The following is a 19,613-nucleotide window of genomic DNA, read 5'->3' as shown; positions in this document are numbered from 1 at the left end:
GGTGGGTGGTGCGAGGTGGTCAGTTCAAGATCACGCCGTCGGCCCGTAGGGCATTCTGCAGGGTCTGGGTGTCGAGATCCCGTACTCGGGAGCCGGATGCGACGGCCAGCGCCGCCGCGGTGCCTGCCGCCTGTCCCATGGCCATGGCGGTCGCGGTGACGCGTGACGAGCCGGCCGCCCGGCGCGTGGCGGAATGGCAGCGGCCGGCGACGAGCAGGTCGTCCCACCCGCGGGGCAGGAGCGTGCGGAAGGGGATGTCGTAGGGGTCGGGCGTCCACGCGTCGTAGTCGTGTGTTCCCGCTCGATCGGACGGGTGCACATCGACGTAGAAGACGCCCTGCAGCACAGCATCCTCGAACCGCCGCCCGGAACGGATGTCGTCTTCGGTGAGCTGATAGTCGCCGACGATCCGACGCGTCTCGCGCACGCCGACCGAGGGCCCGCTGTAGATCAGGTACGCGTTGCGGAACTCGGGCACGCGCTCACGCCACGCCGAGACGAGCACGTGGGCGTCCTTGCGTCCCCGCATCTCTGCGGCGGTGAGGTCGGCCGGGTCGGTGCCGTCCCCGGGGATGCGGGTGATGTTGAACACGAGCTCGTCGGGCGCGTGCGCGAAGTCGTCGTGCTCGGCGTGGAAGAAGTACAGCCCGATCGCACCGGTCTCGTGGAGGTCCTCGACGACCTCACGCATGCGGGGCGTCAGGGTGTCTGTCTCCTCCACGTTCCCGACGCGGAAGTGCAGCGTGAGCGGCTGCATCGGAACGCTTCGCTCGACCGGCGCGCCTGCCCAGGCCGCGACGTCGCCGTCCCCCGTCGCGTCGATGGTCACCTTAGCGCGCACGGCGGACAGGCCCGCCTTGTTGGCGAGCACGACCTCGTCCACCCGGCCGGCGCCGGCACGGACAGCCGCGACCGACGTGTGGAAGAGCACGTCGAGGTTGTCGTGCTGCTCCATGAGCATCTGATCGGCGACGTGCTTGAACGCCTCCGGGTCGATCGGCAGAAAGGGGTGGTCCAGGTGCGTCTGTTCCGGTTCGGCCAGACCGAGCCGCTGGAGCACTTCGATCGGGATGCCTCCGAGGGCGATACGACCGGTCGTCAGGTGGGCGACGCCGTCGAACCAGGGGTTGCCGACACGGGTCAGAATGCCGCCGATGAAACCCGACTGCTCCACGAGCAGCGTGCGGGCACCGCCCCGAGCGGCCGCGAGCGCTGCGCCGAATCCCGCGCAACCGCCACCGGCGACCAGAACGTCGACATCAGAGACGGGCAGATCCGCTGCGAACTGTGTGTGGGTCATCTTCGACTTTCTATTTTGGAGCGCTCCAGACAGTGCGAAGCTACACGGAGCAAGCGAGCAATGCAACCCGTAGGGACGAATTCTTGGCGCGCTCCAACTGCAAGTAGACGCGTACTCCGAAACGGTGCCCGGTCTGGGCCTCAGCGCGGGAGGAAGTTCTCCCGGGCGAGGGGTGCGATCTCGAGGGTCGTGGCATCCGCTCCACCGACCCAGCGCAGCTCGGCGATCTCGGCGCCGACCCGCGGACGCTGCGCGCCGATGTCGGCGGCGAAGACATCCGCTACGACAAGGAAGCCCGGCTCGTTCGCCGCCGCGGCGGTGAACTCTCCGAGAGGACGCAGCTCCCACGGATCGACCCGGATGCCGAGTTCTTCGGCGAGCTCGCGGCTGAGAGTCTCGCTCGCCGTCTCGCCCGGTTCGGGCTTGCCACCCGGCTGCATGAACGCCGTCGTCCCGGCCTTGCGCACGAGCAGCAGCCTGCCCCGATCATCCAGGATGACGGCGGCCGAGACGTGGATCCGAAGCGGAGCGGGTGCGGCGTTGGCAGAGGTCACCGTCGCACGGTAACAGGCTTCGTCCATGTGGGCCGACGTAGAATCGCGTGTGCCCGCCGAGACCCCTTCCGCCTCCGACCTCCCGCCGAGCGGCATCGACCCGGCGGATCTCGAGGTCACTCTCCGCGTCCTCGACGGGATGGCCGGCCTCGACGAGACGCACCCCGACTTCGTCGCCGTGCGCCAGGCCACCGCGAAGATGTTCAAGGCCGTCAAGAAGGAGCGTCGTCGCGAGATCCGCGAGGCGATCGCCCAGGCCGACAAGGCTGTCGTCGCCGCCACGGCCACCGGCGCCGCCGACCGCATCGACGACGAGACGCGCGGCATCCCGATCAGCACCACGACAGCCGCCCCCACGGCGGGCACTCTGCTCAAGGCTCGCGCCTGCTACATCTGCAAGCAGCCGTACACGCTGGTCGACGCGTTCTACCACCAGTTGTGCCCGGACTGCGCGGCGATGAGCCATGCCAAGCGCGAAGCCCGCACCGACCTGACCGGCAAGCGGGCGCTGCTGACCGGCGGCCGAGCGAAGATCGGCATGTACATCGCGCTGCGCCTGCTCCGCGACGGCGCGCACACGACGATCACCACGCGCTTTCCGCGCGACGCCGTGCGCCGCTTCAGCAGCCTCCCGGACGCCCCGGAATGGATCGACCGCCTCAAGGTCGTCGGTATCGACCTGCGAGACCCCGCCCAGGTCATCGGTCTCGCCGACGATGTCGCGGCGGCCGGTTCGCTCGACATCCTCATCAACAACGCGACCCAGACCGTGCGTCGATCGCCGGGCGCCTACCAGCCGCTCGTCGACGCCGAGCTGGCGCCGCTCCCCGACGGGCCGCTGCCCGAACTCGTGACGTTCGGCCACACCAACGACCAGCACCCTCGCGCGCTGGAACGGTCGGTGAGCGCCCACCCCATCCTCGCCGCCGCCGCAGCGCGAGCCGACGAGCTGACCGAGCAGGCGATGGCCGCCGGCTCGAGCTCTCTCGAGCGCCTCGCCGCGGGTACCGCGATCGATGCCGGCGGGCTCATCCCCGACCTCGACCACGTCAACTCGTGGACCCAGCGCGTCGGCGAGGTGGATCCGCTCGAGATGCTCGAGGTGCAGTTGGCGAACACGACCGCGCCGTTCCTGCTCGTGTCGAGGCTGCGATCCTCGCTGGCCGCCAGCAGCGCGCGGCGCACCTACGTCGTCAACGTCAGCGCCATGGAGGGCGTCTTCGGTCGCGGGTACAAGGGGCCGGGGCATCCGCACACCAACATGGCCAAGGCGGCGGTCAACATGCTCACGCGCACGAGCGCCCGCGAGATGTTCGAGACCGACCGGATCCTCATGACCAGCGTCGACACCGGGTGGATCACCGACGAACGCCCCCACCCCACCAAAGTGCGCCTCGCCGAGGAAGGCTTCCACGCACCGCTCGACCTCGTCGACGGGGCTGCCCGCGTGTACGACCCGATCGTGCGTGGCGAGGCGGGCGAGGATCTCTTCGGGGTCTTCCTCAAGGACTACGCGCCGGGCGCATGGTGAACCTGCCGGCACCCGGGCACCGCGTGGTCGTGCGCTACCTGCTGCCGACGGGGCAGGCGACCGACGCACTGGGCGAACTGCTGAGCGCGGATGCCGAGACCGTGGTGGTCGACGGCAAGCGCGGCGTCGAACGCATCGCGGTCGCCGACATCATCGCCGCGAAGGAAGTGCCGCCTCCCCCGCGTCCCCGCCAGTAGCTCGGTCACCCCCGACGAGGCCAGAGAGATCCGCGGCCATCTCACCTACCACCGTCGAGAGCTCTGCGATGCGCGGGCGCATTTCATCGGTCGCTCCCACCAGGCACGCCGCGGCCACGACCGCGCCGCTGGAGTCACGGATCGGGGCCGCGAATGCCGTCTGTCCAGCTTCTTCGAACGCTTCGCGGGCGATGACACCATGCTCCGCGAGCGTTTCGACTCGCTGGAAGAACTCCGCCGCCTCGCGAGGATCGGTCCGCTTGGGCAGGAACGCGGCGATAGCGTCCCGGTCGAAGTCCATCACCAGGGCCGGCCCGCCATCGGAGCTGAGGATCGGGCAGGGCCTTCCCAGCCACCGGGTCATCTCCAGCCCCGGCCCGAGGCTTCGCAGCTCCTCCACGAGAGTCACCGATCGCATTCCGCGCAGAACAGTGATGAACGCGCACACGCCTGTGCGATCCGCCACGTCGGCCACGATCGGCGCGCCGTCGCGGGCGAGCGTGGGTCCGGATGCGGCGCGCATCCATCCGTGAAGTGACCAGTCCAGCCGCACACGGGTGCCTTCCGGCTCTACCCGGAGGAATCCAGCACGTCTGCACGACTCCACCAGTCGCAGCAGCCGGTCGCGCCTCAGCCCGGTGGCGCGGACGAGGTCGGTGACCGTCCCATCAGACGTCGCCAGAATCTCCAGCAGCAACTGTGCCGCAGCGAGGGCAGATTTTGGAGGCACAGACGGCGCCGTCGCGAATGGGCGCGTGCAGCCCTCGTGCTCGTTGAGGACGTGTTCGAGCGTCCGTCGCGCCGCGACCGCGGCACGGTGAGCGACCGCGACGCCCTCCTTCGCCCTATTCACGGGAAGCCGCACGGCCACTATCGCGACCGCCTCGCCGCCGGGCTCCAGCACAGGGACGGCCAACTCGACGCACTTGCCGACGATCGCCTCGACCACCTGCCCGTTCCGGTCCCCAGCGCGCACGATAGCGCTGGCGGGGTCGACGACGAGTTCGCCCACGGTTGCCGGTGAGTGCAGCGTCCACGGCGAGGTCACCGCGCCGATGACGCGCATGCCGTCGGGCGTGCTTGCCGCCAGCAGCGCACTCTCGCCGGTGCTCTGCGCGATCCGCGTGAGGACGGTGCGTGCCGCACGGGCGAAGGGCGCGGCGGCGCGCCCGGACAGCGCGAGGGCCGCATACCCCACGCGATAGGACCCGTAGGCCTCCCCCCTGGCCAGGAGGCCGAGGTCGACCAACTCGGCGCATAGGCGCGACACGCTGCTCAGCGGCAGACCTACCGCCCGCGCGATCACCCCGGCGGCGACCGCGAGCGTGGGATCCGCCCGCGCCGCAACGACCTGCACGACGCGCAGCCCCGCCACCACTCGAGCCGTCACGCCACCCCTCCGTTCCAGAAGGAACAAACCCAGGCGCCTGGATTTGCTTGTGCCGAGCACTGTAACAGTCACGTGCTGGGACGTTCGAATAATGGCTTCACTCGCTCGGAGCCCGCCGGACCGCCCCTTCACAGGGCAGTCCAGGGCACCCCCGAAGTCCGCACCTCGCAGAACGGAACATCATGAAGCAGTTCGACGTCGCTGTCGTCGGAATGGGAGCGCTCGGAAGCGCCGCGGCCTACCACCTCGCCCGCCGGGGCGTGAGCGTCGTCGCTTTCGAGCAGTTCGAGCTCGGGCACGTCCGCGGCGCCTCGCACGACACCTCCCGCATCATCCGCACGTCCTACGGCGCCCCGCAGTACGTCCGGCTCGCGCAGTCGTCGTACCGCGACTGGGCCGAGCTCGAGGCCACGACCGGCGAGCAGCTGACGGTGATCACCGGCGGGCTCGTCTTCATCCCGATCGGTGGGCCCTTCTCCGCCCGCGACTTCGTCGACAGTCTCAACGAAGTCGGGATCCCCCATGAGCTGCTCTCCCCCGCGCAGGTGCACGAGCGCTGGCCGCAGTTCTCCCTCCCGGACGGCGTCGAGACCATCTACACCCCCGACTCGGGCATCACGCACGCAGCCCGCTCCGTCGCGGCACTGCAGATGCACGCCCGAATGAACGGCGCCGTGATCCGCGATCGCACGCCCGTGCTCTCCCTCGACCCCGACAGCGACGGCGTCGTCGTGCGCAGCGACAAGGGCGACATCCACGCAGGGAAGGTGATCCTGGCAACGGACGCGTGGACCAACGCGCTGCTGGAGCCGCTGGGGGCGTCGATCCCGCTCATCACGATGCAGGAGCAGGTGACGTACTTCAAGCCGCAGGATGCGGGTGCCTACGACCGCGAGCGCTTCCCCGTGTGGATCTGGGAGGACACGCACTGCTTCTACGGGTTCCCGACCTACGGCGAGCCCACGATCAAAGCCGCCCGCGACCGCTCCGACAACCTCATGACGCCCGAGGAGCGCACCTTCGTGCCCTCGCCCGAGCTGCTGCAGCAGCTGGAGGAGTTCATGAACGCGACGATCCCGGGCAGCGGCGAGCCGCTGCGCACGGTGACCTGCCAGTACGCGATCACACCCGACCGCAACTTCGTGCTCGGTCCGCTGCCGGAGCATCCGGACATCCTTGTGGGCCTCGGGGCCGGGCACGCGTTCAAGTTCACACCGACGATCGGTCGCATCCTCGCCGAGCTCGCAGTCGACGGGGAGACCAGCGACGACATCTCAACCTTCTCCGTCCAAGCCGCCGTTCACCCCACGGGCGGCGTCGACTCGCGTCCTGTCATCGTCGAGCAGAGCCTGTCGTAACCCGGGACCCCGTGGTCCCATCCTTTCCACGATCGACTCCAAGGAGTAGCTATGCACGTCACGTCCCTCTCCGCCCATCGCCCTCTGGCCGTCACCGCGCTCGTCGTGGCTGGTGCAACGGTCCTCGCGGGATGCTCCGCTCCCGCTCCCGAGGAGTCCTCGCCGGGGCAGAGCCGTCTGTTCGATCAGTCGATCGCCGATCTGCTGCCGGACGCCATCGCGGAGGCAGGTGAGATCCGCGTCGCCAGCGGCCCCGGCTACCCGCCCATCCTCGATCTTGCTGACGACGGCGTGACCCTTTCGGGTTCGCAGCCCGAGGAGGTGCGTCTCATCGGCGAGGTGCTGGGTGTCGAGATCGTCTTCGAGGACATCAAGTTCGATGCTCTTTTCCCGGCACTGGAGTCCGAGCGTGTCGACATGGCCGCGGCATCCCTGGGCATCACCGCGGAGCGGCTCGAGACGGTCGACTTCGTCAGCGACTTCCAGGGCGGTACAACACTTCTCGTGCCGGACGGCAACCCGGAGGACATCTCGATCGAGACGCTGTGCGGCCACACCGCGGGCGTCCTGAAGGGATCCACCGAGGAAGTTCTGACCATCCCGGAGTGGAACGCTGCGTGCCTGGAGACGGGCGAACCGGCCATCGACGTGCAGACCTTCCCCACAGCAGCCGACGCCGTTCTCGCGCTGTCATCGGGGCGCGTCGAAGCGACGGTCAGCGCACTGCCGCCGGCGGTGTACCAGGCGTCGCAGTCCGACGGCGCCATGGAGGCGCTCGACGAGAACTACAAGCCGAGCCCGTGGGGCCTGGCCTTCCCGAAGGGCAGCGAGCTGCCCGACGCTGTCGCCGCGGCACTGCAGAAGCTGATGGACGAGGGCGTCTACGTCGAGAACCTCGAGCGCTTCGGGGTTGAGGTCGGCGCCATCGAGACAGCCGAGATCTACACCGACCCGTCGCAGGCGGAGCACTGAGCAGCATGACGCAGGTTCATCGAGAAGGAGCGGGGGCCTCCACACAGGAGGCCCCGCTCCGCGTGATCCCAGTCAGGCACTGGGGGCAGTGGGTCGCCACGGTGATCATCGTCGGCCTGTTCGCACTGCTGGTGCAGTCGGTGATGGCAAACCCCAACTTCCACTGGGACGAGGTGTTCGGCTACTTCCTGGACGGCCGGGTCCTGCGCGGCCTCGGCACGACGCTGTGGCTGACCGTCGTCGCGATGGCCGTGGGCATCGTCATCGGCGTGATCATGGCTGTCGGCCGGCAGTCACGCAACGTCGTCGTGTCGGGCGCCGCGTCGGCGTACGTGTGGTTCTTCCGCGGAACACCGCTGCTGGTCCAGCTGATCTTCTGGTTCAACCTGGCCGCGCTCTACCCGACCCTCGAGTTCGGCATCCCGTTCCTTGACCCCTTCTTCGAGGCCGACACCAACCAACTCATCACGCCGATCTTCGCCGCCATCCTCGGCCTCGGCCTGAACGAGGGCGCATACATGTCAGAGATCGTACGCGCGGGTCTGCTGTCGGTCGATCCGGGACAGACGGATGCCGCAGAAGCCCTGGGGATGCGCCGCTCACAGATTTTCCGTCGCATCGTGCTGCCTCAGGCGATGCGTGTGATCATCCCGCCGACAGGTAACGCCACGATCGCGATGCTCAAGACGACCTCGTTGGTGAGTGTCATCTCCATCGGCGACCTCCTGTACGCGGTGCAGGTGATCTACTCTCGCAATTTCCAGGTCATCCCGCTGCTGATCACTATCAGCATCTGGTACCTGCTGGTGACCACGATCCTCAGCATCGGCCAGCACTTCCTCGAACGGCGCTTCCGGCGCGGCGATCGCCGCGCCGAGCAGACCTACTTCGGAGCGTGGATCGAGGGCCTTGTACCCCGACGCTCGAATGTCGAGCCCGCGCCGGTCACCGTGGCCATCCCCGTGGAAGGAGAGCACCGATGAACGAGACACAGTCTCCCCCGATGGTCGAGGCGCGCGGAGTGCACAAGAACTTCGGGAGCAACGAGGTACTGAGGGGCATCGACTTCCAGGTCCGCGCGGGTGAGGTCGCGTGTCTGCTCGGTCCGTCGGGTTCCGGAAAGAGCACGTTCCTGCGCTGTATCAACCACCTCGAGAAGATCAACGCCGGCACTATCAGCGTCGATGGCGAGCTCGTCGGCTACCAGCGAGCGAACGACCGGCTCCACGAGCTGCGCGACGCCGAGATCGCCGAGCGCCGCAGCCGGATCGGGATGGTCTTCCAGCAGTTCAACCTGTTCCCGCACATGACCGTGATCCAGAACCTCATCGAAGCACCCGTTCAAGTGCGCCGCGAGAAGGTCAAGGATGCCACCGAGCGAGGTCGTGCGCTGCTCGAGCGCGTCGGTCTCGCCGAGAAGGCCGATGCGTACCCGCGGTCCCTCTCGGGCGGCCAGCAGCAGCGCGTAGCCATCGCACGCGCCCTCAATATGCGGCCAAAGCTCATGCTCTTCGACGAACCGACTTCGGCCCTCGACCCCGAACTGGTGGGCGAGGTCCTCGACGTCATGCGAGCCCTCGCCGCCGACGGCATGACCATGGTCGTGGTAACTCACGAGATCGGCTTCGCCCGGGAGGTCGCAGACTCCGTGACCTTCATGGACGGCGGCGCGGTCATCGAGACCGGAACGCCCGAGCAAGTGCTCGACGATCCACAGCGCCAGCGCACACGCTCGTTCCTCGCCAAGGTACTGTGACCGGCCGTGCGGGGCGCGGGTGACTACGTGGTCGAAGGGGCGATGGACGGCGGCCGCATTCCCAACCTGATGGTCCTGGAGTGCACGGGCTTCCCTCCCTTCGCCAGGGCCGTTCAACGCGAGATCGACCTGCCGGTCTTCAGCTCTTCAACCCTGCTCGAGTTCGCCTACTCCGCCGTTGCCCATCGCGGAGTCCCGCGGCGGCCCGAAGACGAGGATGAGCTCGGAGACGTCATCCGACTCGTTCACGACCCCGTGCGGTACGCCGTGCGGGGCGTACGCCGCATCGCCCGCCCGAAGCACGACGCGCTCGTCTCCGCGCACGAAGACGATCTCGCCGCGGGTGACGACGTACATCTCGTCGGAACTCTTCACCGAGCAGCTCTGGGGATCCCCCTCTAGGTGGAAGTGCGAACCCTCCTCCGCTCCGGGTTCGAGGTGATAGAGCATGACGTTCGCCGGCAGAGCCGAGGATTCGCGGAAGTACCACTCGATGCCGATCGTCCCGTTGCCGCCGTAGAGCGTCCACTCACGGGGATCGTCGCCGCGGCGCTGGATGGTCGCGGAGGAGTCGGTCGCAGTGCCGGTCATGCCGGCCACGCTAACGCGCCGGCATCGGTTACAAGCCGAGGCGACCGATGCCGGAAATTCTCGACCAGCCGGATTGCAGCCCCGTCGTCCTGGGTGATCCGGAAGTGCCGCCTCCCCCGCCGACGCGGCCGCGCCCGTAGCGAGCGCGGCCGCAGCCGTAGCGGGAGGGCCCGCGATCAGGGGTAGTAGGGATAGCCGGGGTATCGGTAACCGGCGCCCCACCACGGTCCGTAGCCGTAGTAGTCCAGGTAGCCGACGTAATCGTCGCGCTCCCGCACCAGTGCAGGGTCGTAGGCCGGAGCCCCCGCGACGTGGTCGCGGGTCTGATCGATACGCACTTCCTCGTCGGTGATCGCGGTGATGGCGTCGACCGGAATGAGCGAGGTATCCTGCCCGATTCCGAGGAATCCGCCCGAAGCCACTTCCAGGAATCGGACGCGCTTCTCCGACTGGTCGACCAGCAGGTCCTTCACCTTGCCGAGGTCCTCTCCGTTCCTGTCCTTCACATCGCGATCGCGAATGTCGTCTTGCGGGTTCGCCACGGTCTCATCGATCTCACTGAGCTTGAGCAGCGTTCCGGTGTTCGATGTGTTCATGTCGTTGCTCCCTTCGAATACAACTCGCCACGCTACGCCGGCCTTCGGAGCACGCCACCCCCTGGAAATCCGGGGCGAGGACGTGTAGAAAGGGCGACGGCAGGGCGCGGCTACAGCCCCCGATGGAGACGGCGCCAGGCAAGCTCGGTGAGGATTTCGGCTTGCAACGCCAGCACCCGGTCATCGAACGTCGCCCGCTCCGAATGGAGCGGGTTGGACCCGCTGTCCGGTGCCGCTCCGACGAAGACGAGAGCGCCCGGCACCTCCTCGAGGATGTAGGCGAAGTCCTCCGACGCCATCGACGGCGCCTCCAGGCGCGTCACCCGATCCGGGCCGACCAGGCTGTCGAGCAGCGCGAGCACTTGCCGCGTCTCGAACGGATCGTTGTAGGTCACAGGGTAGGAGGAGACGAATTCCGCCTCGAGAGTGCAGCCGTTGGCCTCGGCGATTCCCGTGAGCATCGGCGGCAGCTCGGTGCGGACCTTCTCGAGGGTCGCCGCCGAGAGCGTACGGATGTTGGCCTCGAGATGCACCGCCGCCGCGAGGACATTGCTCGCCTCGGAGTCGCTCCATAGCCGGGTCAGCGAGATCACGGCTTGATCCGTGGCCGGAAGACGCCGGGCCGCGAAGGCCTGCACCGCGAGGATGAGCTGTGCCGCCACCGGAACAGGATCCGCGGCCAGCTGGGGGAACGCCGCGTGGCCGCCGGTGCCCCGCAGCGTCAGGCGCAGCGCACTGGCGCTGGCCATCATCGCCCCCTCCCGGGTGACCAGCTGTCCCCGAGGTGTCGAGCTGTCGACATGGATGGCGTACGCCGCTGCCGGGCGGTCACCCGCGGCATCCAGCACGCCCTCCTCGATCATGATCCGACCGCCGGCCTGACCCTCCTCACCGGGCTGGAACATGAAGATCACCGTCCCGGGCAGCTCCTCCCGGCGAGCGACCAGCAGCCGCACGGCCCCGAGAAGTCCGGCCATGTGCAGATCGTGCCCGCACGCGTGCATCGCGCCCGTCTCGGCCGCGAAGTCCAGCCCGGTCGCCTCGGCGATCGGAAGCCCGTCCATGTCTGCTCGCAGCAGGACGACCGGTCCAGGCGCGCCGCCGCGAAGGACGGCGGTCACCGACGTGAGCCCTCGCCCTGTCGTGATCTCGAGCTCGAGCCCGTCGAGCTCGCGCAGCAGGATCGATTGCGTCTCGACGAGGTCGAGCCCGACCTCCACCGCGCGGTGCAGCTCACGGCGGATCCCGACCAGCCGGGGCTGGAGGGCTTCCGCGTCGGCGCGGAACTCGCCCGGCCGCCCTGAGCCGGGCTCAGACACGGTCAAGGTCCAGTTCGCGGCCGAGCACGGGGATGGCGGTGAGCAGTTCGCGGGTGTAGGGCTCGACGGGGTTGTCGAGCAGCGCCACCGTCTCGCCGCGCTCGACGATCACGCCGCCGCGCATCACCGCGATGTCGTCACTGATGTAACGGACGACGGCGAGGTTGTGAGAGATGAAGAGCATCGTCAGGCCCAGCTCCCCCTGAAGCCGTCGCAGCAGGTTCAGCACCGTGGACTGCACCGAGACGTCGAGCGCGCTCGTGACCTCGTCGGCGACGAGGATCTCGGGCTCTCCGGCCAGTGCCCGGGCGATCGTGATGCGCTGGCGCTGACCACCCGAGAACGATCGCGGCCGCTCGTCCGCGCGGCCCGGATCGAGCTCGACCTGGCGCAGGAGTTCGGCGATCCGGTCCCGGCGGGCGGTGCGGGAGAGCGTGCGGCCGGTCGCCTTGAGCCCTTCCGCGATGGAATCGCCGATCGACATCTGCGGGTCCAGGGACGAGAACGGATCCTGGAACACCATCTGGATCCGGCGACGCGCCGCGGTGGCCTGCCGGCCTCGTCCGACGGCGCTGGTGCCGTGCACCCGGATGTCGCCGCTGTGGATCGGAGTGAGGCCCACCGCCGCCTGGGCGATCGTCGACTTGCCCGAACCCGATTCTCCGACAAGGCCGAGCGTACGGCCGGCGCCGATCTCGAGCGACACTCCGGAGACGACCTCGCGCCGCCCATAGCGGACCCGCAGATCCTGGATCACGAGCGCGTCCGTCACAGCCTTGCCTCCTCGTGCTGAAGCATCCACAGGCCCTCCTCCTCGGCGGAAGGGGGGCGCTCCGCCACGCCACGGGACTGCAGGCTGTCACTGATGACGGGCAGCGGTCGGGTGCGGTCCGAGCTCATATCGGGCAGACACGCGATGAGCCCCTGCGTGTACGGATGGGTGGCCTGCTCCTTGATGCGCCGCGCATCCAGCTCTTCGACGACCTCGCCGTCCTTCATGACCACCACCCGGTCGCAGAAGCCCGACACCAGGGCGATGTCATGCGAGATGAACAGGATGCCTGCTCCGGTCGCCTGCTGCGCACGTCTGAGCACACTGAGCACCTGACGCTGCACCGTCACGTCCAGGGCGGTGGTCGGCTCGTCGGCGATGATCAGGCGGGGTCGTCCGGTCAGCGCCATCCCGATCATCGCGCGCTGCCGCATCCCGCCGGAGAACTGGTGGGGGTAGTCGCCCAGCCGTGATTCCGGTTCGGCGATGCCGACGGCGTCGAGGCCGTGCACGGCTCGGTCGTGCGCCTCGGCCCTGCTCATGCCGAGGTGCTCCCGGGGAACCTCGGTGAGCTGCCGCCCGATGGTCAATGCCGGGTTCAGCGAGGTGAGGGGATCCTGGAAGATCACACCGAGCTCGACACCGAGTCTCTTGCGCGCCGTGAGCGATGGCTTGGCCTCCAGATCGATGTCGTCGAAGCGCCGGACCTCCGCCTCGACGATCGCGGGCGCGTCCAGGAGCCCCGCGAGAGCCATGGCCGTCAGCGACTTGCCCGATCCGGACTCGCCCACGATGCCGACCACCTCGCCGGAGTCGACATGGAGGTCGACGCCCCGGACGCGTTCGACGAATCCGCCCTCGCCATCGGAGAACGACACGCGCAGCCCCCGCACCTCTGCGAGCGCCGACCCGGCGGCCCGGACCGGACCGGAGGCCGCCGCAGCTTGGGCGTGGCGTCGAACGGCCACGGCCGTGCGGCTGGCGCTGGCGACGGCGCGGATGCCTTGGCCGGGCTGCTGACCGACGGTCTCGGCGATCATGGTGAAGACCAGGCCCGCGAACACGATCGCGATTCCCGGCCCGAGTGCTGCCATCGGGTTCGTGTAGAGGTGGACCAGACCCTCGTTGAGCAGTCGGCCCCAGTCGTACTCGGGCGCCTGGACGCCCAGTCCGAGGAAGGACAGACCCGCGAAGGCGAGGAGCGTCGTGGTCGCTGCCGCCGCGGACTGCACCAACAGCGGATTGGCGATGTTCGGCAGGATGTGCCTGACCATGATCCCCAGCTTGCCGACGCCGACCACGCGGGCGGCGCGCACGTAATCCTGATCCGACACCGACGATGCCATGTTGTAGACGAGGCGCGTGACGCTGGGGATGCCGGCGAAGCCGATGGCGAGCATCGCTCCGATGGCCGAGGCATCCCAGATCACGGTGAAGAAGAGCACGAGCAGCAGCCACGGGAACGCCAGGAGCATGTCCATGACCCAGATGAGCGCGCGGCGCAGCCGCCGTGGGAGCATGACCGCGGTGAGGCCGATGACGAGTCCGCCGATCATGAGCATCGCGGTCGCCCCGGCCGTCAGCAGCAGCGAGGTCCGCGCCGCGACCATGACGCGGGCGAGAATGTCGCGACCGATGTCGTCGGTGCCGAAAGGATGAGCGGCGCTGGCCGGCGCCCACCGCTCGGCGACATTGCGCGTGGTCGCGGCGTCGGCCCAGATCTCGGAGCCGATGACGGCGATCGCGAGGAGGGCCGTGATGCCGATCATCGCGACGACGCCGGGCACGCTGATCCATCGGGATCGGCGCCGCCGTCTCACCGGGAGGGTGGCCGTGCGCGGAGGGCCCGGTGTAGGGGATGCAGCAGACATCATGGTCGCACCCTCACCCTTCTGCGATCGTCGTGCGCGGGTCGACCGTGAGCAGGATGAGATCCACGACGAGGTTCACGGCGAGCACCGTGAAGGCGTAGACCAGAACCATGCCCTGGATCATCGGATAGTCCTTGCTGCTGATCGCCGAGATCAGCGAGTTGCCGGCACCGGGGATGGCGAAGATCGTCTCGATGATGACCGTGCCCGCCACCAGTCCCGACAGCAGCAGCCCGCCGACCGTGAGAGTGGCGGTGACGATGTTCGGCAGCGCGTGTCGCAGCAGGATCACTCGCTGCGGAAGGCGCTTGGCCTTCGCCGTGGCGATGTACGTCGAGTCCAGAACCTTGATCATCTCGACCTGCACGATGCGTGCCAGGTAGGCCATGGCGCCCAGCGACAGCCCGAGCACGGGCAGCACGACGTTTCCCGCGTCTCCCCACCCCGCCGGCGGGAACAGCGCCAGCCACATGCTGAAGACCGAGATCAATCCGACCGAGAGCACGAAGTCGGGGACGGCGATCAGGATGCCGAGGAACCCGGAGATGCCGCTGTTCACTGTCCGCCCGCGTCCGCTGCGGGCGATGAGGGCAGCGCCCATGCCGATGGGCAGAGCGCCGAGGACCGCGACGACGAAGCCGAGCGCCGCCAGGGTCAGCGTTGTGGGGAAGCGCGAGGCGATGGTCGCTCCCACCGGCAGCCCGGACTGGATCGAGGTGCCGAGATCTCCCTGCAACAGCCCGGTGAGGTAGTTCCCGAGCTGCTGCAGAACGGGGAGGTCCAGGCCGAGCTGGGCGCGGGTCGCCTCCACCAGCGAGGCCGGGGCGGTCGGGCCGAGCGTGGCGCGGACGGGATCGCCCGGCACCATGTGCACCAGGAAGAACGCGGCGAGGACCACGACGATCAGACTCACGACCAGCCGCCCGATCCTGCGGATCGCGAAGTCGGCGCGTGGGGGCACCCGCTCCTTCAGCTGCCGCAGGCGACCCGGGACGGGTGCGACCGTGCTGGTGTCTGTCGTCGTGGTCATCGCCGGTGGCTCACTCGGTCATCCGGATGGTGCTGGGCTGGACGTAATCGGTGATCTCGAAGGTGGCGCCCGACATGTACGTCGGGCGGATCGTCCCGGTCAGCAGGAAGGTGTGGAAGTTCTCCACGACGAGCTTCTCGGCCTGCTCCCAGTACCCGCATGCTTCGTCCGCGTCGGCGGCCGAACCGGCCTGCTCAGCGAGCGCCAGATACTCCTCGTCGGCGACGCCCATGAAGTTCAGACCGCCCTCTTCGGGGAATGCGCCGCCGTAGAAGAGGTTCTGCGTGACGGGGCTCCCCACGCCGATCTGGATCCAGCCGGTGTCGTAGTCGAAGGTCTCGTAGAGGTACTCCGACCACGCCGCGCCATCCATCGCCGTGAGGTTGGTCACGATGCCCAGCTGCTCCCAGTCCTCGGCGAGAAGCTCGGCTGCGGAGGAGTGTGCAGCAGACGTCGCGTCGTAGATGAAGTCGATCGTCAGCGGCTCGCCGTCCTTGGACCGCATGCCGTCGGCGCCGACCGTCCAGCCCGCCTCGTCCAGCAGTTCGGCAGCGCGATCGACATCCGCTTCGGGCCGCTCCCAGACCGGCTCCTCGTTGAAGCAGGTGAACGGCGCGTCGGTGATCCATGACGTGAGCTCCACCGGCCGCCCGCCCGAGACCACCTCTCGCGCATCCTCGTGCGTGAACCCGATGATCAGCGCTTCCCGCACCCGTGGATCGTGGGTCGGGCGGTCGGGTCGTTCGTTGAAGAGCATCTGGCCGATCGGGTTGATCGTGCCGGCGAACTCATAGCCCGCCGCCTCGATGCGGTCCTGGTCGGGTCCTTCGACCGCGGCCGCGTTCAGCTCACCCGAAAGCAGCAGGTTGGCGCGCGTGGACGCGTCGGTGACCACGCTGACTTCGAGCCCGTCAGGCAGGCCCTCGGTCTCTGACGTGAGGCCGTCCGGCCCCCACGTGTAGTCGTCCCGCGTCTCGTAGACGTAGCGGTCGGCGCTCACATCCGTCAGTGCATACAGCCCCGTGCCGTTGGAGGCCTCCTCGAGACTCGCGGGATCCTCCAGCCCTGCCGCGCCGACCATGTCGATGCTGCCGATGATGGTCGCGAAGAAGGGGTCGGCGACGTCCGCCGTGACCTCGAGCGTGAGCCCCTCCCCGGTGGCCGCCAAGCCTGCCGGGAGCACGTCGCCGAGGATCGTGGCGTTGGCCGGATCGGCGTGGTAGTTGATGTTGTCGGCAGCGACCGCAGCGTCGAACTCGGTGCCGTCGTGGAAGGTCACCCCGTCCTTGAGCTCGAAGGTCACGGCGGTGCCGTCGTCGCTCAGCTCCCACGACTCCGCCAGCCACGGCAGCTCTTCGCCATCCTCGTCGATGTAGATCAGCGATTCGTACGCATAGCTGATGACTTGGATCTCCTGTGGCTGGGTGGCGGTCATCGGAACGATGCTGCCCACCTCCGGGAAGACGGCATGCCGGAATGTTCCACCCGAGACGACGGCGTCGTCGCCTTCGGGAGCGGATGGCGCGCCGCCGCAGGCGGTGAGCGTCAAAGCGAGGGCGGCGATTCCGACGCCAACCGGTAGTGCGGTGCTGCGTTTCATTTCCATTCCTCTTTCGGGTGCGGGTATTGCTCTTGGTGGTCAGCCGACCGGGACGCCGGCAGTGAGGCGGGCGAGCGGGCCCGCCGCCTTCACCGTGACGTTCAACGTCGGCTGGGCTGTGTAGGGCACATGGGTCTCGAGGACGTCGACCACCGAGACCTGGAGGGGATCGGCGCCGGCCTGAATGGCCTTCGCGATCGCTGCCTCCGACGCTGCCTCGATGGCGGCCTCGCGGTCTCCCATCGGCGCCATCTGGTCGGCGCGCCCGCCGGCGAGCGAGATCGCCGCCCCCACCGCGTTGGCGACGCCACCGTGCTCGGGGCGGAGAATCTCGCCGGCGCTTGCCAGATCGTCGGGCACGAGGAACCCGCCGCCGCCGACGACCACGAGCGGAAGGTCGAGCCGGCCGAGCGACAGACGCTCGACGGCCTCCTCGAGGCGCTCGGCGACGACCGCCATCGCGGCGGTGAGCGCGGCAGAGGTGGACGGTGACAGGGCGGGCAGCGCCCGGCCGCGGATCGGGCTGCCGGTCAGGGCCGCGGCATCCGTCAGGGTCGGGGTGTCGCCGCCGAAGACGAGCCCCTCCGGGTCGATGCGGTAGCCCACCGATTCGGGCCCGATTCGTCCGGTGGCGACGTCGATGACGGTTCCGCCGCCGATGCCGAGTGAGAGCACGTCGGGCATGCGGAAGTTCGTGCGCACACCGCCGATCTCACGCGGAAGCGTCGACTCGCGGGGGAAACCGCCGACGACGACACCCAGGTCGCTGGTGGTGCCGCCCACGTCGATGACGATCGCGTCGTCGCGCCCCGACAGGTACGCCGCGCCGCGGATGGAGTTCGCCGGCCCGGAGCCGATGGTCAGGACGGGGTATTGGGCGGCGTGGTCCAGGGACATCAGCGTTCCGTCGTTCTGTGCGAAGAACGTGGCCGCGTTCAGCCCCTGTTCAGCGACCGCGGTGACGAGCGCCTCGGTCACCGATCGCGCCACGCTGTAGAGCGCGGCGTTGAGGATGGTCGCGTTCTCGCGCTCGAGCAGACCCGTGGGACCGATGTCCTGGCTGAGGAAGACCCGTACGTCGGGCCCGAGGTGGCGGCGCAGAAGCTCGGCGACCTCGAGTTCCTGGTCGGGCGAGGACGGGCTGAAGATGCCGGCGACGGCGATGGCGTCGAAGCCGTCGAGGCCGTCCACGAATCGAAGGATGCCGTCACGGTCGAGGGGAGCGATCGGCGTGCCGTCGACCATGTGTCCGCCCCCGACCATCGCCGACCCGGCGAGCACGATGTCGACGAGATCCTGTGGCCAGCCGGTCAGCGGCGGGTACTCGGTCGCGGCGGGGGCGCCGAGGCGGATCATCGCCACGCGGTCGAGGCCGCGCCGCTGCACGATGGCGTTGGTCGCGTGCGTGGTGCCGAGCATCACGCGAGAGACCCGGCTGCGGTCGTCGCCGAGATCGGCCAGCACATCGGCGATGCCGGCCCGGATGCCGCCGGTGATGTCGTCACTCGTCGCGCGCTTGGTGTGGGCGAGCACGACGCCCGCGCCGTCGAGCACGACGGCGTCCGTGTTCGTACCGCCGACGTCGACACCGATCGAGAGGTCGCGCGCGGTCATCGGTGGGCTCCTTCGAACGGGACGTAGGGCAGGTCGTAGCCGAAGGCCGACGGCCCGGCGAGCTCGAGTCCGCGAGGTGTTCGCCAGATGGGGTCGCAGGCCCACGCCAGGACGGCGACGCGCTGACCGAACCGGAGCATCTCGGTCGTGATGGCGTGCCCCGTCTCGGCGTCGATGATGGTGATGAGGTCCGGGACGCTGACGAGCACCTCGCCGTCCTCGAGGACCAGGAGGTTCTCGTTCTGCACCTCCAGCCGCTGCAGTCGCCCGCGGTCGGCGCCCGTGCCCGTGATGGTGACCGAGCCGCGGACGAAGCCGCCGACGGTGCGGCGATCCAAATCGCTGATCTTGCCCGTGAGCAGCACCCGCGCGTCGAGCTCGGCGGAGATCGCCGCGACCGGGTCGGACGAGCCCATGAGCGCATGTCCCACGCGGATGGCCGCGCTCACCGTGCCCTCGATGACCGCGCCCTTCACCGTCTCGGCCGTCATCGGGTAGTGCGCGCCGATGCAGATCGACCCGCTCGCGACCGTCAGGGCGCGGGCGTGGCGTTCCAGCCAGGACAGGTCGATGGTCTTCATCACCGAGATGTTGCCGACGACGTCGCTCTGCACCGCCCACTCGCACGGGACGCCGGCCACGTTCATCGCGACCATGGCTGCGTTCGGAAACGCCCTGCCCATACCGTCCGCGTCCAGGACCTTCAACCCCAGTCGCGCGGCCCAACCGATCGGCTGAACACCGTTGCTGCCGCCGATCTCGGCGGCCATCAGTGTGGTGACCGAACGACCCAGCAGCCTCTCGGCCTCGGCGAGCAGCGCGTGGATCTGGCCGGTGGCCGACAGCATCTCGATGCCGACGGTCGGCGCGCCGATGCCCGACATCAGGATGACGACATCGTCGGGACCGAGCTCGTCCACCGCCACAAGGGGAACAGGTCCGTGCGTGCGCAGCGCGTTCTCGACCGTGATCTGGGCGGTGTACACCGCGCCGCCGCCGCCGGTGCCGAAGATCGCCGTGCCGACCCCCAGTGCCGCGATGTCGTCCGCGGTGATCTCGGTGAGGCGGCCTGTTGCCGGCGCGACGGGAGAACTCTGTGCCATGTGGCCACGGTACGGACGGCGCCACCGCGGGGCAATGTTCCCGCAATCCAGTGTTTTCG

General features: G+C 68.8%; 18 protein-coding genes. 6 read left to right on the top strand and 12 right to left on the bottom strand.

Features of this window, described 5'->3' with window-relative positions; translation table 11 throughout:
- Positions 1 to 19 precede the first annotated feature (19 nt).
- Positions 20 to 1,300 carry an FAD-dependent oxidoreductase gene (locus K0817_RS02570; protein ID WP_219979797.1) on the bottom strand — a complete coding sequence of 427 codons (1,281 nt, stop codon included), beginning with the start codon at positions 1,298 to 1,300 and terminating at the stop codon, positions 20 to 22.
- Between the two features lie 140 nt (positions 1,301 to 1,440).
- Positions 1,441 to 1,854: an NUDIX domain-containing protein gene (locus K0817_RS02565; RefSeq protein ID WP_253735135.1), complete on the bottom strand. Its 414-nt coding sequence runs from the start codon at positions 1,852 to 1,854 to the stop codon at positions 1,441 to 1,443.
- A 25-nt stretch (positions 1,855 to 1,879) separates the two neighbouring features.
- Between K0817_RS02565 and K0817_RS02560 the strand changes: the two genes are divergently transcribed.
- A complete protein-coding gene (locus tag K0817_RS02560; RefSeq protein ID WP_219979795.1) occupies positions 1,880 to 3,385 on the top strand; it encodes an SDR family NAD(P)-dependent oxidoreductase in 1,506 nt (501 codons plus the stop codon).
- On the top strand, positions 3,379 to 3,582 hold the full coding sequence (locus tag K0817_RS02555; RefSeq protein ID WP_219979794.1) for a hypothetical protein: 204 nt from the start codon (positions 3,379 to 3,381) through the stop codon (positions 3,580 to 3,582). Before K0817_RS02560 ends, K0817_RS02555 begins: the two co-directional genes overlap by 7 nt.
- Here the strand turns inward: K0817_RS02555 and K0817_RS02550 are convergent.
- Complete coding sequence (locus tag K0817_RS02550; RefSeq protein WP_253735134.1) at positions 3,536 to 4,972, bottom strand: helix-turn-helix domain-containing protein; 1,437 nt, start codon at positions 4,970 to 4,972, stop codon at positions 3,536 to 3,538. The genes K0817_RS02555 and K0817_RS02550 overlap by 47 nt on opposite strands.
- A gap of 182 nt (positions 4,973 to 5,154) precedes the next feature.
- Here K0817_RS02550 and solA point away from each other — a divergent pair, with 182 nt between their 5' ends.
- The 4 genes from solA (at position 5,155) to K0817_RS02530 (ending at position 9,058) form a co-directional block, all read left to right on the top strand.
- A complete protein-coding gene (solA, locus tag K0817_RS02545) occupies positions 5,155 to 6,330 on the top strand; it encodes an N-methyl-L-tryptophan oxidase (protein WP_219979792.1) in 1,176 nt (391 codons plus the stop codon).
- A 51-nt stretch (positions 6,331 to 6,381) separates the two neighbouring features.
- The gene (locus K0817_RS02540) at positions 6,382 to 7,302 is read left to right on the top strand and encodes an ABC transporter substrate-binding protein (protein WP_219979791.1); all 921 of its coding nucleotides are present in this window, start codon (positions 6,382 to 6,384) and stop codon (positions 7,300 to 7,302) included.
- A gap of 62 nt (positions 7,303 to 7,364) precedes the next feature.
- Positions 7,365 to 8,285, top strand: a complete 921-nt coding sequence (locus tag K0817_RS02535) for an amino acid ABC transporter permease (RefSeq protein ID WP_253735133.1) — start codon at positions 7,365 to 7,367, stop codon at positions 8,283 to 8,285.
- Positions 8,282 to 9,058, top strand: coding sequence for an amino acid ABC transporter ATP-binding protein (locus K0817_RS02530; protein WP_301339626.1), 777 nt, complete (start codon positions 8,282 to 8,284; stop codon positions 9,056 to 9,058). Before K0817_RS02535 ends, K0817_RS02530 begins: the two co-directional genes overlap by 4 nt.
- Positions 9,059 to 9,205: 147 nt before the next feature.
- Here the strand turns inward: K0817_RS02530 and K0817_RS02525 are convergent, their stop codons facing one another.
- The 9 genes from K0817_RS02525 to K0817_RS02485 form a co-directional block, all read right to left on the bottom strand.
- Complete coding sequence (locus K0817_RS02525; RefSeq protein WP_219979789.1) at positions 9,206 to 9,649, bottom strand: cupin domain-containing protein; 444 nt, start codon at positions 9,647 to 9,649, stop codon at positions 9,206 to 9,208.
- 176 nt (positions 9,650 to 9,825) lie between these two features.
- Positions 9,826 to 10,245, bottom strand: coding sequence for a PRC-barrel domain-containing protein (locus K0817_RS02520; RefSeq protein ID WP_219979788.1), 420 nt, complete (start codon positions 10,243 to 10,245; stop codon positions 9,826 to 9,828).
- Positions 10,246 to 10,355: 110 nt separating this feature from the next.
- Positions 10,356 to 11,564, bottom strand: a complete 1,209-nt coding sequence (locus tag K0817_RS02515; protein ID WP_219979787.1) for a M20 family metallopeptidase — start codon at positions 11,562 to 11,564, stop codon at positions 10,356 to 10,358.
- Positions 11,557 to 12,336, bottom strand: coding sequence for an ABC transporter ATP-binding protein (locus tag K0817_RS02510; RefSeq protein ID WP_219979786.1), 780 nt, complete (start codon positions 12,334 to 12,336; stop codon positions 11,557 to 11,559). Before K0817_RS02510 ends, K0817_RS02515 begins: the two co-directional genes overlap by 8 nt.
- On the bottom strand, positions 12,333 to 14,123 hold the full coding sequence (locus tag K0817_RS02505) for a dipeptide/oligopeptide/nickel ABC transporter permease/ATP-binding protein (RefSeq protein WP_219979785.1): 1,791 nt from the start codon (positions 14,121 to 14,123) through the stop codon (positions 12,333 to 12,335). Before K0817_RS02505 ends, K0817_RS02510 begins: the two co-directional genes overlap by 4 nt.
- Before the next feature lie 97 nt (positions 14,124 to 14,220).
- Positions 14,221 to 15,237, bottom strand: coding sequence for an ABC transporter permease (locus tag K0817_RS02500; protein ID WP_219979784.1), 1,017 nt, complete (start codon positions 15,235 to 15,237; stop codon positions 14,221 to 14,223).
- A 10-nt stretch (positions 15,238 to 15,247) separates the two neighbouring features.
- Positions 15,248 to 16,837 (bottom strand): ABC transporter substrate-binding protein, encoded by a 1,590-nt coding sequence (locus K0817_RS02495; protein WP_219979783.1) that lies wholly within the window; start codon positions 16,835 to 16,837, stop codon positions 15,248 to 15,250.
- Between the two features lie 39 nt (positions 16,838 to 16,876).
- Complete coding sequence (locus tag K0817_RS02490; RefSeq protein ID WP_219979782.1) at positions 16,877 to 18,451, bottom strand: hydantoinase/oxoprolinase N-terminal domain-containing protein; 1,575 nt, start codon at positions 18,449 to 18,451, stop codon at positions 16,877 to 16,879.
- Positions 18,448 to 19,554 carry a DUF917 domain-containing protein gene (locus K0817_RS02485; RefSeq protein WP_219979781.1) on the bottom strand — a complete coding sequence of 369 codons (1,107 nt, stop codon included), beginning with the start codon at positions 19,552 to 19,554 and terminating at the stop codon, positions 18,448 to 18,450. The genes K0817_RS02490 and K0817_RS02485 overlap by 4 nt, the downstream gene beginning before the upstream one ends.
- Between the last annotated feature and the right edge of the window lie 59 nt (positions 19,555 to 19,613).

Origin of the sequence: Microbacterium sp. HD4P20 (assembly GCF_019449275.2) — a bacterium.
Taxonomy (GTDB): Bacteria; Actinomycetota; Actinomycetes; order Actinomycetales; family Microbacteriaceae; genus Microbacterium.
The sequence above is the reverse complement of the archived record's forward strand: the minus strand, read 5'-3'. Positions and strand labels throughout refer to the sequence as shown.

Coding starts and splice junctions, on each gene's coding strand:
- K0817_RS02555 (WP_219979794.1), top strand. CDS start 3,379: ATGGTGAACCTGCCGGCACCCGGGCACCGCGTGGTCGTGCGCTACCTG.
- K0817_RS02500 (WP_219979784.1), bottom strand. CDS start 15,237: ATGACCACGACGACAGACACCAGCACGGTCGCACCCGTCCCGGGTCGC.
- K0817_RS02520 (WP_219979788.1), bottom strand. CDS start 10,245: ATGAACACATCGAACACCGGAACGCTGCTCAAGCTCAGTGAGATCGAT.
- K0817_RS02495 (WP_219979783.1), bottom strand. CDS start 16,837: ATGAAACGCAGCACCGCACTACCGGTTGGCGTCGGAATCGCCGCCCTC.
- K0817_RS02525 (WP_219979789.1), bottom strand. CDS start 9,649: ATGACCGGCACTGCGACCGACTCCTCCGCGACCATCCAGCGCCGCGGC.
- K0817_RS02540 (WP_219979791.1), top strand. CDS start 6,382: ATGCACGTCACGTCCCTCTCCGCCCATCGCCCTCTGGCCGTCACCGCG.
- K0817_RS02485 (WP_219979781.1), bottom strand. CDS start 19,554: ATGGCACAGAGTTCTCCCGTCGCGCCGGCAACAGGCCGCCTCACCGAG.
- K0817_RS02560 (WP_219979795.1), top strand. CDS start 1,880: ATGTGGGCCGACGTAGAATCGCGTGTGCCCGCCGAGACCCCTTCCGCC.
- solA (WP_219979792.1), top strand. CDS start 5,155: ATGAAGCAGTTCGACGTCGCTGTCGTCGGAATGGGAGCGCTCGGAAGC.
- K0817_RS02570 (WP_219979797.1), bottom strand. CDS start 1,300: ATGACCCACACACAGTTCGCAGCGGATCTGCCCGTCTCTGATGTCGAC.
- K0817_RS02530 (WP_301339626.1), top strand. CDS start 8,282: ATGAACGAGACACAGTCTCCCCCGATGGTCGAGGCGCGCGGAGTGCAC.
- K0817_RS02490 (WP_219979782.1), bottom strand. CDS start 18,451: ATGACCGCGCGCGACCTCTCGATCGGTGTCGACGTCGGCGGTACGAAC.